The sequence below is a fragment of the Paenibacillus sp. FSL A5-0031 genome, assembly GCF_001956295.1.
Classification (GTDB): domain Bacteria; phylum Bacillota; class Bacilli; order Paenibacillales; family Paenibacillaceae; genus Pristimantibacillus.
Genome location: NZ_MRTD01000004.1, coordinates 104,857 through 118,653, shown reverse-complemented (window position 1 = coordinate 118,653; position 13,797 = coordinate 104,857). Strand labels below are relative to the sequence as shown.

The window sequence follows — 13,797 nt, the reverse complement described above, 5'->3', positions numbered from 1 at the left end:
CATGAGATATTTTAACCTTACACAAATGAGGGCGACGAAGCTTGTCGCCTTCCTCGTTGTATGCATGGTAGTCATGTTAAGTGGCTGCAAGTCCACGCCAGAAGAAAAAGCAGTCGTACTGTTGAAGGAGGATGCTAAATTGTATACAAATTCGTTGAAGCTGGAGCAAGAGTGGGAGGATTACGGGATCGGTGATCCTTTCATCATGCGTTACAACGGTAGGTTTTATTTGTATTGCAGTACAAAGGACTTTCGTCCGGGCATTAAAGCTTGGAGCTCCGAAAATTTAGTAGATTGGAAATATGAAGGACTAGTTACTGAAGATCTCATTACGACTGGGGCTTATGCACCTGAGGTCTTTTACTGGAATGGCAGCTTCTACCTATATACATCACCGGCAGGCCAAGGGCATTATGTGCTGCAAAGCGACAGCCCAACGGGCCCTTTCGTCGTCAAAACCGAAAATCTCGGGAATTCTATCGATGGCTCTGTTTTTATTGACGATGACGGGAAATGGTATTTTACGAATGCAGGTACGCAAGGCATCGTCGCGCATGAAATGCCAGATCCATTAACGATTGATGTTGGCGTAACGACTAATGCATTTCTTGGACATTGGACAGAAGGTTCAATGATCTGGAAGAGAAATGGCCTTTACTATATGACGTATACGGGCAATCACGTATTTAGCAACGGTTATCGGGTGAACTACGCAGTATCCAAGGAGGGGCCTTTCGGTGATTATACGATTCCTGCAAACAATCCGATCGTCATCAGCGTAAAGGATGAATTTAAAGGGCTTGGCCATAGTGCAACAGTGCTTGGGCCAGATATGGACTCTTATTATTTGACTTATCATAATCTGATTGGACATTCTTCTGAAGGCCCGCCAGTACGTGAATTGAATATTGATCGACTTGCCTATAACGGTGATAAGCTGGTTGTTTTTGGACCATCTCATGCTCATATGCAGCCTGCGCCAGCAATGCCTTCATTATATAGCTGGCTCACAGACGGCATTTCTTCACAACAATGGGATGAATCCTCATCCGCGGCTGAACAAAAGGTGCTGAGTAAACTTTCGACGGAAGATGCCTTTATTGCGGAATATAACTTCCGATTGAATCTTTCGGACAGTGCAGTGGATAGCAGTACGATTGCAGTTGTATTCTCTTATGCAGATGAAGCTAATTATTCAGCAATCAAGCTGTGGCCAGGCAAACATGAGATTGGGTATGTAACGGTTCAAAATGGATCAGAGAAACAGCTTGCACAAGCACTGCTTCCTAATGCATTTGATTACTCGAAGCTGCATACGATTCGTGTTGAGCAGCGTGATGAAAGTGTTCTTGTCTTCTTCGATGGAATGAAAAAGATAGAGGAGCATACAGCTAAGCCGACCGGCGGAAAAATTGGCTATATCGCCAATCAGTCGCAGCCCATTTATGAATATACAGCCTTTACGAATGAAGCAGGCGGCAGCAGTGATTTTGAAGCTTATAAGCCTGTGCCTGGAGCAATTGAAGCAGTTCATTATTTGAAGGAAGCTGATCGCGGCTTTTATTTGGAGCAGAAGTCATCCGAGATCAGTGATTTTAGGAAAGCAGACGGAGTTCCGATTCGCAAGCTGGAAGATGGCAGTTATTCCGTGAGCCTGCTGCAAGGCGGTGACTGGTTGAAATACAAGCTGAATGTGAAGGATCATGCAAAATACGGGATCGGCTTAACGCTTAAAAAGCCGGAGAAGGATGTTGTCTTGGCGTGGTCAATTGACGGCGGCGAAGCCGTGAAGACAAAGATCAAAGCCGATGACCCAGCCTTTGTAGAAGGCACAGCGAAGCTTCGAATCGGAACAATCGAAATTGCGTCAGGTTTTCATGAGCTTAAGATTGAACTGAAAGCTGGACCAGTGGAAGTGCATTCCTTTGAGCTGTTTGCTATAGACCTGCTGGATAAGGAGCAGCCGTTCCATTCATTATCCTCCCAAACGGGAATGGGGCTGTTCGGACAATCGGAGGATGACTATAGCGGCAGCGGCATAGATGATGACATGTTGTTTGCGGGCAGTGACAATTGGGACAATTATGAGCTGGCGTTTGATGTGCAGTTGAATGCAGAAACGGATATCGGAGGCGTTTTTGTTCGAGCTTCCAATGAATCCTACCATCCGGCTCAGGTTAGGGATGCAGTCATGGGCTATTACATCGGCATTTCTTCTTCGCAGCTGACTTTGAATCGGATGAACTATGATTCCAATTTAGTAGCTAGTGAAAGCGCAGAACTGGAAACCGGTAAAGCCTATTCGTTCAGAGTTGCTGCAAAAGACGGGAACATAAAAGTATTTCTGGGGGATGGCTCAACTCCAGTTATTGATTATACGGACCCTTATCCATTTTTGCATGGCAAGGTAGGCATTCGGTCAGAACGTTCAACAATGTTGTTCAACCATTTAATGATAAATCCGCTAAAAAAATAATATATAAGCATAAGCAATAGGACTGGAGTGGGAACATGATGGATGCAATACGAAATGAATATCCAAGACCGCAATTTGAGCGATCATCCTGGTTAAACCTGAACGGGGAATGGGAATTTGAGTATGATGACTCAAACGCAGGTTGTGATAATAAATGGTTCGAGAGAAAACAGTTTGATCGCAAGATTCAGGTGCCATTTTGTTACCAAAGCGAGTTAAGCGGCATTAATGAAAAATCGTTTCACGATATCGTATGGTATCGTAAAAGTATTGAGGTTCCAACGGAGTATGCTGGGAAACGAATCATTCTCCATTTCGGTGCTGTTGATTATGAAGCAAAGGTATGGGTAAATGGACATTTAGTAGCAAGTCATGAGGGAGGCCATACCCCATTTCATGCAGATATTACTGCTGTGTTGAATGCAATAGGACCCAATAGCATAGTCGTGCGTGCTCAAGATTATAGTAAAGACGTCACGCTGCCTAGAGGGAAGCAGTATTGGAAGGAGCAGTCAGAGCAAGTTTTCTACACGCGGACGACTGGGATTTGGCAAACGGTTTGGATGGAGGCTGTTAATCCGGCGCATGTGAGCCGAGTGAGGTTGACGCCGGATATCGATCATAATAAAATTCATATTCGCAGCTTTATTAAGGGAACGGAATTATATAATGGCTTGCGCCTCAGCATTAAAATATCGTTTGAAGGTGAATTAATCGCTGAGGATGTTATTCGTGTTATGGAGCAGGAAGAGGAGGTCTCTATCAAGCTTCATGATTTTAATGATCATGGGCTTGGCCGCTGGTGGTCGCCGGAGAAGCCAAACCTGTATGACGTTGAATTTATGCTGCTTGATGGAGAACGAGAATTGGATCATGTCAAAAGCTACTTCGGCATGAGAAAGATATCGATTGAGGATGGCGTCATTTGCTTAAACAATCGTCCTTATTATATGAAGCTAATTTTGGATCAAGGTTATTTTCCAGGCGGTGTGCTGACAGCTCCAAGCGATGAAATGCTCCGTACAGACGTCGAGCTGACCAAGCAAATGGGGTTCAATGGGGCGAGAAAACATCAAAAAATTGAAGACCCGCGTTATTTGTATTGGTGCGATAAGCTTGGACTGCTCGTTTGGGGCGAGATGGCTAATGCGTATCAATACTCCGAGCAATACGTGACGCGTATCATGAATGAATGGCAGGAGGCTGTTCACCGTGATTATAATCATCCTTGTATTGTCGTGTGGGTTCCGCTTAATGAAAGCTGGGGAACGCCAAATATATTAATAGACAAAAGGCAGCAGCACCATGCCTCTACTCTATACTATTTGACCAAATCACTTGACGATACAAGACCAGTTATCTCTAACGATGGCTGGGAGCATGTGAAATCTGATATTTACACGGTTCATGATTACGAGAGCCAAGAAGAGATACTGGCAAGTCGATATGCAACGCCAGAAATGTCCGTCAAATGTGATCCACAAGGCAGAAAAATACTTGTGCCTGGGTTCACTTATAATGGCGAGCCGGTGCAGCTATCGGAGTTCGGCGGTATTTCGTATATTAAGGATAATGAAGTAGGTTGGGGGTATTCTTCGGCTAGAGACGATCAGGATTTCTTGAACCGTTTAGTTGCCGTGATGCGTCCGATTATAGCGGCTGGCGGACTGCAAGGTTATTGTTATACGCAGTTAACGGATGTTGAGCAGGAGAAAAATGGCTTGCTGTCCTTCGAGCGTGAACCGAAGCTTCCTATTGAAACCTACCGAGAGTTAAACAAAGGAATGATCCCGGTTTTATAAGCGATATTCCAATGCTGCGAACTGCACTTAGCATAGCTAATGTACTTACCGAACATAATAGTCGAAACAAAGACTATGAACAGGTCAGGAGCATTGCGATATGTTTAAAGAAGCAGTATCTATAGTTGATCAGAAGATAAAAGTAATTGAAAGCGATCATGGCACTATTTATTTAGTCGGTCCCATTCAGCTTCCGGTGAAGCTTGATGAAGGCGAGGCAATTTTTCAATGGTATTGTTGGCTGCTCTGCAAAGAGCAGCTTGACGATGCGGAGCAAGTCATCAAGAAGCTTTCGTCGATTAATTTAGCAGAAATGCAGCAATCAAGCGTGCTGGTGTATGGCGACTTCGAACAGGCAGATGAGGCGTGGATTCGTATGCACAGCATTTGTCATACGGGCGATATTTTTGGCAGCAAACGATGTGATTGCGGTTATCAGCTGCATGAATCAATGCACATGATTGTGGAACAGGGTACAGGCGCATTGTTTTATTTGGCCAATCATGAAGGAAGAGGAATCGGTTTGTTCAGCAAAGCGATGGCTTATTTACTGCAAGAGAAGGGTTATGACACCGTAGAGGCGAATGAGGAGCTTGGCTTTGTTGATGACGCTCGCAGTTATAGTGATGCGATACTCGTATTGAAAGCACTTCGTGAGAAACCAGTGTCACTCATTACGAATAATCCGAAGAAGCTGGATGCCTTGCAGGCGGCGGGACTTGATGTGAAAAATCGTATTCCGCTGTGGGGAGATCGATCGGAGCATAATGAGAGGTATCTCGCGACAAAAGTGAATCGTTCGGGTCATTTTGCAGCAAGCGGTTGTCCTAATGAATAATAAAGGTTGAAAAATTGGATAGGGCTGCCCCGATAGCACATAAATGCGCTAGCCGGACAGCCCTTATTTGTATCATATATTTAACCGGACCTCTTCTTCTTATAAGAAAGGCCGTATTGGGTCCCCTTGTTAACAGCAAACAGCATGTGTACCAAGTTGTCTTAAACTCGCATCCTAAAACAACGAAAGCCCTACCTCTCTTCCGTCCTCGCGGCTCCGATGACCGCGCCAGTGTGAATCAGAAATACATCACGTAACAGGTTTGGAATTAACAGCAAAGAAATCAAAATCTGAGGAAATCATTGAATCTTACTGGGGATGTTATGGGGTTAAATATTATACATTCCCATTATCATACTACATATTATATTTAAATGCAACAACAAATTACAGCGAATGACTTTTTCCTTTCTGGATACTCTAGAAATGGAAGGGGGAAGTAAAATGCCAAGTTGGATTGAAATTGTACTGCGAACGTTAGCGGCCATCACTATTTTATTTGCGCTTACGAAGGTTTTGGGAAAACGCCAAATTTCTCAGCTGTCGCTGTTCGAGTACATAACAGGTATATCTATCGGTAATATTGCCGCATATATCTCGCTTGATCTCGACAATTTATGGTTTTTAGGGATGGTATCATTAGCGGTTTGGGTTAGTGTGTCGGTCGGAATGGAATTTTTGACCATAAAAAGCAAGAAGGCTCGTGACTTTATTGATGGTAAAGGTACTGTGCTAATTAAAGATGGCCAGCTGCTCAAAGAAAGCTTGCACAAGGAACGGTTGACCTTGGATGAGATGCTGGAGCAATTGCGCAAAAAGGATGTATACCGTGTAGCCGACGTGGAGTTTGCTGTTATGGAATCAAGCGGTGAGGTCAATGTGCTGCTGAAGAAAGCCTATCAGCCTTTAACGCCGGATACGCTTGGCTGGCAGGTGCCGAACGAGCGAGAGGCAATGACCGTATTGATGGACGGGGAAATACAGGATGAAGTGCTCTCAAACCTAGGCCATGACCGACAATGGCTGCTGCAGGAGTTGGAAAAGCGAAATGTGAAGGAATCAGAGGTGTTTTTTGCTCAAATTGACAGCAATGGCGAGCTGCTTATCGATACTGGGGAAGAGAGCAAGCAGCCGCAAAATAGTCAACAATCCAAACCAAAGGATCGTGTGATTATGTTGATTGAGCAGTTTGAGGCGGAGTTGATTCGACTTGAACGCTTGTCTCGTAATGAAAGCGATCGACGCGTTTATCAGACTGCAATTGATCGCTTTCAAGCAAGCACCAAGTCACTGCCTGATCAGCTGTTGAAGCATTAGCCTATGTCCATCTAGCCGACCAAAGCTTCATTTCTTTTAAAATATGATGCAAGTCCTCGCCCTTAGGTGTCAGTGTGTATTCGACGGTAACGGGCACGGTTGGAAAAACCTTGCGTTCAAGCACGCCCTTATCCTCGAGATGACGGAGCGTGCTTGTTAATGCACGAGGACTAACCGCCGGAATAAGCCTCTGTATTTCTCCGAATCTTTTGGTGCCGCAAAACAGTTCTCTCAGCACTAAAAAAGCCCATTTACCGCCAATCACATCTAATGTCTTCTCAATATTACATTCGATATGGAGCGGTTCCTTCGGAATGTAATTATGTGCACTCATCGACAATTCCCCTCTCTGTTTCCTGCTACCAATAGTATAGTATGTATATTAAAGATAGTAAAGCTAGCTAAAGCGCTTTCGTCCTTCTGACGCTGAAGCAGCTTAGACGGTGAAATATAAGATAAGTATGAGAAAATAATATACTTTCTTATATTTTGAAAAAAGATTCACTACTTTAATAATAGTACGTTGTACTATAGACTACAGATGAAGAGCGGAGTAAATCGATTCATGCCCGAATGATCTCGGACTTTCTAGAAAACATATCGTCGAGCAATGTGATGCAAGCTTGAAGCGTTTGGGTACAGATTATATAGATCTTTATCAATGCCACCGCTTTGATTCGGAAACGCCGGTTGAGGAAACTTTGCGGGCACTCGATGATTTGACGGCACAAGGGAAGGTGCTTTATGCAGGGGTCAGTGAGTGGACAGCTGCACAAATTACGGATGCTGCTGCGATAGGCAAACGTCTTAACCTCCGAAAGCTAATTTCGAATCAACCGATTTACAATATGTTTGAGCGGTATATTGAACGAGGCGTAATCGAAGCTTGTGAGCAAGAAGGCATGGGACAGGTTGTTTTCTCCCCGCTTGCACAAGGGATTCTAACAGGTAAGTACAAGCCAGGCCAAGCCGTGCCAGCAGGCAGTCGTGCTGCAAATGATAAAACAAATGGCATCATAAACAGTTATTTGCGTGAAGATTGCTGCAGGTTGCAGAGAAGCTGGAGCAGCTGGCTGCAACGATTGGAGCATCGTTATCACAATTTGCATTAGCATGGGTGCTGCGCCAGCCGAATGTAAGCTCAGCGATTATCGGTTCGAGCCGACCGGCTCAAATCGAAGAAAACATAAAATCAGTAGATATTGAGCTGACAGATGAGCTGCTATCACAAACTGAAGAAATCTTGGCAGAAATCAGTGGCTTTGCACCGATGCGTTAAAAAGCAAAATGATAGAAATAACAAAAAGGCTCTTCGAGAGAAGTGCCTTTTTGCTATATATATAATAGAAGCGATTTTTTTTTAATGATTCATTTGGGTCTCGGTGGGGCTGTAGGTGCCTGGTTGTGTAATTGGAGAAGGCATATCCTTTCCACCGGCAAAATGATAGTTCACTACAGTATTGAATTTATCGATATGTGGCATTAAGGATCGACCGCCCCAAGCTTCCTTGGCAAAATCGTTGAAGTAATTTACGAACTCCATATTGGCTGAAATATGAACTTCTTGTACAGCTGGAGCGAGCTCTCGAACTCTAAGAGCGACAGTCTGCTTAAGTTCATCCGACAAATCATTAACATCGTTGACTGAGAAATAGGAGTTGTACGGTGATACAAGAATTTTACTGTTGCCATACGGACTGCCCGTATCATGGTTATATACGCCTTCACTAGTGCCTGTATTGTCTTGCTCGCTTTTGCCGCCGGAATTGCGAGTGCCAACTGCGGTCCAATCAAGCATTAAGCCGACATAAGCATTTTTGTCTGTGAGCATAACGATTGCGGAAGCTACGCCGTTAAGATCAGTTACTTTGCGTGAGATGACGGAGCTGTATTCAAAAAATGAATTATTATGCTGGTCAGCATTGTTCGTAGCCTTGCCATAAGCTCTGCCGCCGAGCATCTTCGGATCGTTAGCTTGACGGCTTCCATAATCGGTGTCGCTTTGCTGAGCATACTGTTTGTAGGCACAGCCGGCTGAAGTTGTTATCATGACTGCCGACAACAGCAATGCGGCAATTCGTTTAACCATAAAGAACGGACCCCCATTCATACGATAATGGCTTTAGTTTTTGCCGCGGCTCCGTAAATATACGTTTTTGCAAGCATACATAATTGACCATGGGTTTGGTGCACAATGTAAGATAGAGAGAACGCCATGCAGACGGGCTAAACAACACAGTTTATCATGCGAAAAAACGCAGTAATGATGCGAATTTGACAGCTTTGAGAACAATTTGTGAACTCTCTGTGGAACATTGACAAATAGGGGCTTCAACTTTATATTTAATAAAGTGATTTAAGTTGCAGGAGTTGTAATAACATCTGTGAAACACGCAGCCAGCCGTATGCCACGTGAAAATTAGGCAGCTGCGAAAACGTCAAAAGTGGGGTTGATTAATGATGAAACGGTGGCGATTTGTAAAACGGCTTGCGCCGCTTATGGCCATGATGGTGCTAGTACTAGCGGCTTGCGGGCGGAGCGATTTGTCGACGCTGAATCCTCAGGGACCTGTAGCGGAAGAACAATTCGGGCTGATGAAGCTGGCAATTGGAATCATGTTAATCGTGATTGTTGCCGTATTTGCGATTTCTTTGTTTGTAATTATTCGTTTCCGCAGACGTCCGGGAGACAAAACAATTCCTAAGCAGGTGGAAGGAAATCATAAGCTTGAGATTATTTGGACAGTAATTCCAATCATCATGCTTATCATTTTGGGTGTTCCAACCGTTCAATCCGTATTTAATCTTGCTAAAGACTACAGCAAAGATCCGGAAGCGGTTCAGGTCATCGTTACTTCACACCAATACTGGTGGGAGTTTGAATACCCAGCTTACGGAATCAAGACAGCACAAGAGCTTATTATTCCAAAAGGTAAGACGATCTCCATCACAGCGAAATCGGCAGATGTGCTTCACTCATTCTGGATTCCATCGCTTGCTGGGAAAATCGATACCAACCCTGGTGCTAACGTAAATAAAATGTACTTCTCTGCACCAAAAGAAGGCGTTTACCTGGGTAAATGTGCTGAGCTTTGCGGACCTTCACATGGTTTGATGGACTTTAAAGTTAAATCAGTGGACGAGTCGTCATTTGATCGTTGGGTAGCTGCACTTAAAGAACCTGTAGCGCTTCCAAGCGATCCGGCAATTGCTAAAGCATTTGAAAGCAAATGTCTATCTTGCCACGCAGTGGGTGATTTGGGCGGACCTGCTTATCCTAACTTGACAGGTATCGGAAGCCGTGAGACTGTCGGGGGTATACTTGTTAACACCGATGATCCGCAATATTCCAATGAAGGTTCAGTATACGACAACTTGCACCGTTGGATCAAAAACCCGGACGAAGTTAAACCGGGCAACCAAATGGGTAAAATCGAAGATTTGACTGAACAAGAGATTGAAGGTATTGCTAAATACTTATCTGAATTGAAGCTTAACTACGAACAATAATTTATCGGTGATTGAAGGAGGTACCTACTTTGGCTCATGCGCATACGCATAAGGTCAAACGTTACAGCGGTCTGATGGACTGGCTGACTACGGTTGACCATAAAAAAATCGGAATATTGTATATGATTGCCGGCGGTTTTTTCTTCCTTGTCGGTGGTTTGGAAGCGATTTTGATTCGGGTTCAATTGTGGAAGCCGCTAAATAACTTTGTTAGCGCGGATACATATAATGAGCTTTTAACCATGCACGGAACGACGATGATCTTCCTTGCAGCGATGCCGCTTTTATTCGCCTTAATGAATGCGGTTATACCGCTTCAAATCGGCGCGCGTGACGTAGCATTCCCTTTCGTTAACTCATTAGGCTTCTGGACATTCTTGTTCGGCGGTATTTTGCTTAACGTGAGCTGGTTTACTGGGGGCGCTCCAGATGCAGGCTGGACATCATATGCACCGCTCGCGGGGACGACCTATAACGGCGATCACGGCGTTGACTATTATGTACTAGGTTTGCAAATAGCGGGTATCGGAACACTTATCGGGGGTATTAACTTCCTCGTAACGATTATTAACATGCGTGCACCAGGCATGACGTTCATGCGTATGCCGATGTTTACATGGGCTGCGTTCATTACTTCGGCGCTAATCCTGTTCGCTTTCCCTGCTTTGGCAGTTGGTCTAGCGGCACTCATGTTCGACAGATTGTTTGATGCAAATTTCTTTGATCCTTCTGGCGGCGGTAACGCAGTCCTATGGGAGCATATTTTCTGGATATTCGGGCATCCTGAGGTTTATATCCTCATCTTGCCGGCCTTCGGCGTTATTTCCGAGGTAATAAGTACATTCTCACGTAAGCGTTTGTTCGGTTACAGCTCGATGGTATTCGCTACAATCCTGATCGGCTTCTTGGGCTTCATGGTTTGGGCGCATCACATGTTCACGGTTGGTCTTGGACCAGTTGCGAATGCGCTGTTCTCCATTGCAACGATGCTTATCGCGGTTCCAACAGGTATCAAAATTTTCAACTGGCTATTTACGATGTGGGGCGGTTCCATTAAATTCACGACAGCTAACTTGTTCGCTGTCGGATTTATACCAACCTTCGTAATGGGCGGCGTTACCGGCGTCATGCTGGCAGCAGCACCTGCTGACTTCCAATATCATGATTCTTATTTTGTCGTAGCGCATTTCCACTATGTTATCGTAGGTGGTTTGGTACTGGGTATTTTCTCAGGCCTTCACTACTGGTGGCCAAAAATGTTCGGACGCATGCTGAATGAAACACTTGGTAAATTGACGTTCTGGACGTTCTTTATTGGCTTCCACTTAACATTCTTTATTCAACATTTCCTTGGCTTGCTAGGTATGCCTCGTCGTATTTGGACATATCTCGACGGTCTTGGTTTCAACGAAATGAACATGATCAGTACAGTAGGCGCATTCTTGATGGGCTTTGGTACAATTTTCTTCTTGCTGAACGTTGTTATCACAGCTTTCAAACCACAAAATGCACCAGCTGATCCATGGGAAGACGGTCGTACTCTAGAGTGGACGATTCCATCTCCACCTCCTGAATACAACTTTGCTCAAACACCGCTTGTACGCGGCTATGATGCATACTGGAAAGAAAAAACGGACGGTCACAAGGGCATGACGCCTGCGGAGCCAATTGGTCCAATTCATATGCCTTCTCCTTCGATCCTGCCTTTCTTCATGGGATTTGGATTGTTTATCGCAGGTTTAGGTTTCATGTACGCTAAAGATTGGGGCAACTTGTTTGGATCATTCAAATCAGGTTATGCTCTCGGTATTGTTGGTTTGCTGATCCTGTTCGGTTGCATGTTCCTTCGTTCCGTAATCGATGATCACGGCTTCCACATTGAAGAAGAAGAAATCCTTAGAGATATGGGGGGTAAAGCATGAGTGCGCATTCGCATGTAGAGGGGCAATTGCCTCATGAGCCCGAAAAGGCGACCCTCGAGGGACGCAATAAAGTATTAGGCTTTTGGCTTTTCCTTGGCGGAGAAACTGTATTGTTCGGAACGTTGTTCTCAGCGTTCCTAGCACTACGGAATCAAGTCCTTGATGGACCGCCAGCACATGAATTGTTCCAGCTTCCACTCGTTGCGCTTGCGACAGCACTTTTGCTTACGTCAAGCTTAACAAGCGTGTTCGCTGTTCATGCGCTGCATACAAACAGAGTGAAGGCGTTAATTAATTGGCTGATTATTACGGTCATTCTTGGCGCAGGTTTCCTTGCTCTTGAAATTTATGAGTTCTGGCACTATGTACATGAAGGCCACGGCTTTACAACGAGCGCATTCAGCTCCTCGTTCTATACGCTGGTAGGTTTCCACGGAGCACACGTTGCTTTCGGTATTACATGGATCACATTGATTATTATTCAATTAGCAAGAAAAGGATTGACTGTAGTAACAGCACCTAAGGTATATGTAGCTGGTATGTACTGGCACTTTATCGATGTTGTATGGGTATTCATTTTCACCGTCGTCTACTTGATGGGAAAGGTGGTTTAATCCATGGCAAGCAATCATACAGCCACTGAGGAAAGCCCCAAGCGTCATAAGGTCGAAGGACCTAAGAAGCATATTATCGCGTTTATTTTCTCGATCTTGCTTACGTTCATCGCATTCGCGACCGTAATAAGCGGAGAAATCAACAAAGATTTTATCTACATCATTTTGATCGGCTTAGCGGTATTGCAAGTATTCGTACAAATGGCATTCTGGATGCACATGAAAGACCGTGGTCATACTTTCGCAATTATTGGGATTTTGACTGGTGTATTCATCGTCTTCACATGTGTCATTATGGCTGAATACTGGGCTTGGTGGTAACCGATTTAACTATTGGAGGAGAGGAGGGTCCCGAGGCTTGGGTCCCTCCTCTTTTGTAAAAAAGCTAGCGTAATTGAAAGGAGTTTCCACGATGCTTGGCTTACAATATTTTCGCTTCGAGGAATTGTGGACCCCCATGTTTCTATTCGGAATGGCCGCAATCGTCATTCTATATTTTTACTTAATTGGACCATGGCGTGAGAAGAATGCTCCTGAGGCTGATGCAGCGACAAAGCTTCAGAAGTTTATGTTTGTTTCGGCTGCAATTATGTTTTATATGGTTCACGGAGGACCTTTAAATCTATTAGGTCACCTTATGTTTACATTTCATATGGTCAATATGTCAGTATCTTATTTAGTTGTACCGCCGCTAGTATTGCTTGGAGTTCCAAGCTTCTTATGGCGAAAAATGTTCTCCGCTCCGTTTTGGAAAAAACTGAGCTTCATGATGCATCCTATTATTTGTCTTTTGTTGTTTAATATTTTGTTCTCGGTTTATCATGTCCCAATTGTCCATGACTATGTGATGACGCACTTCTCTGTGCATCGTCTTTATTATTTTATTTTGCTTGTAACGTCGTTTATGATGTGGTGGCAGATTGCCTCACCTGTTCCGGAGTGGAGCAGACTTAGCGATGTGAAGAGAATGGCTTATGTGTTTGCGAACGGCATGCTTCTGACACCAGCTTGTGCTTTAATTATTTTTGCCAAAACGTCTATGTATGCGATTTATAGCGATCCTAATGTTTGGGTTACAGCGATGGGGTACTGTGTATCGGGTGATCCGAGCCGTTTGCTGGAGAGCTTTAGCGGTCCGCAATTTTTTAATATTATGGACGTTGTTGAAGACCAGCAGCTTGGCGGAATCGTCATGAAGTTCGTGCAGGAAATTATGTACGGCATTATATTGGCGTATATATTCAAGCAATGGTTCAAGCGTGAGCATAAGGACGATGAATTGCCGAATACGAATACAGGAACAGCTTAATACCAATTA

The 13,797-nt window shown here is 44.3% G+C and carries 11 protein-coding genes and 1 pseudogene; 10 read left to right on the top strand and 2 right to left on the bottom strand.

All coding sequences use genetic code 11. The annotated features are described in order from the left end of the window. The first annotated feature begins 1 nt into the window (after position 1). The 4 genes from BK120_RS08940 (at position 2) to BK120_RS08925 (ending at position 6,433) form a co-directional block, all read left to right on the top strand. Complete coding sequence (locus BK120_RS08940; protein ID WP_083681769.1) at positions 2–2,476, top strand: family 43 glycosylhydrolase; 2,475 nt, start codon at positions 2–4, stop codon at positions 2,474–2,476. A gap of 35 nt (positions 2,477–2,511) precedes the next feature. Next, entirely contained in the window at positions 2,512–4,278 is a 1,767-nt protein-coding gene (locus BK120_RS08935; protein WP_076267156.1) for a glycoside hydrolase family 2 protein, read from the top strand. A 100-nt stretch (positions 4,279–4,378) separates the two neighbouring features. Continuing rightward, positions 4,379–5,116 (top strand): GTP cyclohydrolase II, encoded by a 738-nt coding sequence (locus tag BK120_RS08930; protein WP_076267155.1) that lies wholly within the window; start codon positions 4,379–4,381, stop codon positions 5,114–5,116. A 444-nt stretch (positions 5,117–5,560) separates the two neighbouring features. Next, positions 5,561–6,433, top strand: a complete 873-nt coding sequence (locus BK120_RS08925; RefSeq protein ID WP_076267154.1) for a DUF421 domain-containing protein — start codon at positions 5,561–5,563, stop codon at positions 6,431–6,433. A 1-nt stretch (position 6,434) separates the two neighbouring features. Here BK120_RS08925 and BK120_RS08920 read toward each other — a convergent pair whose 3' ends face one another. After that, complete coding sequence (locus BK120_RS08920; protein WP_076267153.1) at positions 6,435–6,767, bottom strand: winged helix-turn-helix transcriptional regulator; 333 nt, start codon at positions 6,765–6,767, stop codon at positions 6,435–6,437. A gap of 235 nt (positions 6,768–7,002) precedes the next feature. On the opposite strand from BK120_RS08920, the pseudogene BK120_RS08915 reads away from it, so the two are divergent. After that, positions 7,003–7,712 (top strand): annotated as a pseudogene (locus BK120_RS08915) (aldo/keto reductase); the annotation flags it as partial. 81 nt (positions 7,713–7,793) lie between these two features. Here BK120_RS08915 and BK120_RS08910 read toward each other — a convergent pair. Further along, positions 7,794–8,522, bottom strand: coding sequence for a YhcN/YlaJ family sporulation lipoprotein (locus BK120_RS08910; protein WP_076267152.1), 729 nt, complete (start codon positions 8,520–8,522; stop codon positions 7,794–7,796). A 368-nt stretch (positions 8,523–8,890) separates the two neighbouring features. On the opposite strand from BK120_RS08910, the gene coxB reads away from it, so the two are divergent. From coxB to ctaG, 5 genes are all read left to right on the top strand, one after another. Next, positions 8,891–9,943 carry a cytochrome c oxidase subunit II gene (gene coxB, locus BK120_RS08905; protein ID WP_076267151.1) on the top strand — a complete coding sequence of 351 codons (1,053 nt, stop codon included), beginning with the start codon at positions 8,891–8,893 and terminating at the stop codon, positions 9,941–9,943. 74 nt (positions 9,944–10,017) lie between these two features. Beyond that, positions 10,018–11,865, top strand: a complete 1,848-nt coding sequence (ctaD, locus tag BK120_RS08900; protein WP_076267396.1) for a cytochrome c oxidase subunit I — start codon at positions 10,018–10,020, stop codon at positions 11,863–11,865. Further along, positions 11,862–12,479: a cytochrome c oxidase subunit 3 gene (locus BK120_RS08895; RefSeq protein WP_076267150.1), complete on the top strand. Its 618-nt coding sequence runs from the start codon at positions 11,862–11,864 to the stop codon at positions 12,477–12,479. Before ctaD ends, BK120_RS08895 begins: the two co-directional genes overlap by 4 nt. A gap of 3 nt (positions 12,480–12,482) precedes the next feature. Then, the gene (locus BK120_RS08890) at positions 12,483–12,800 is read left to right on the top strand and encodes a cytochrome C oxidase subunit IV family protein (RefSeq protein WP_076267149.1); all 318 of its coding nucleotides are present in this window, start codon (positions 12,483–12,485) and stop codon (positions 12,798–12,800) included. 91 nt (positions 12,801–12,891) lie between these two features. Beyond that, on the top strand, positions 12,892–13,788 hold the full coding sequence (ctaG, locus tag BK120_RS08885; protein ID WP_076267148.1) for a cytochrome c oxidase assembly factor CtaG: 897 nt from the start codon (positions 12,892–12,894) through the stop codon (positions 13,786–13,788). Positions 13,789–13,797 lie beyond the last annotated feature (9 nt).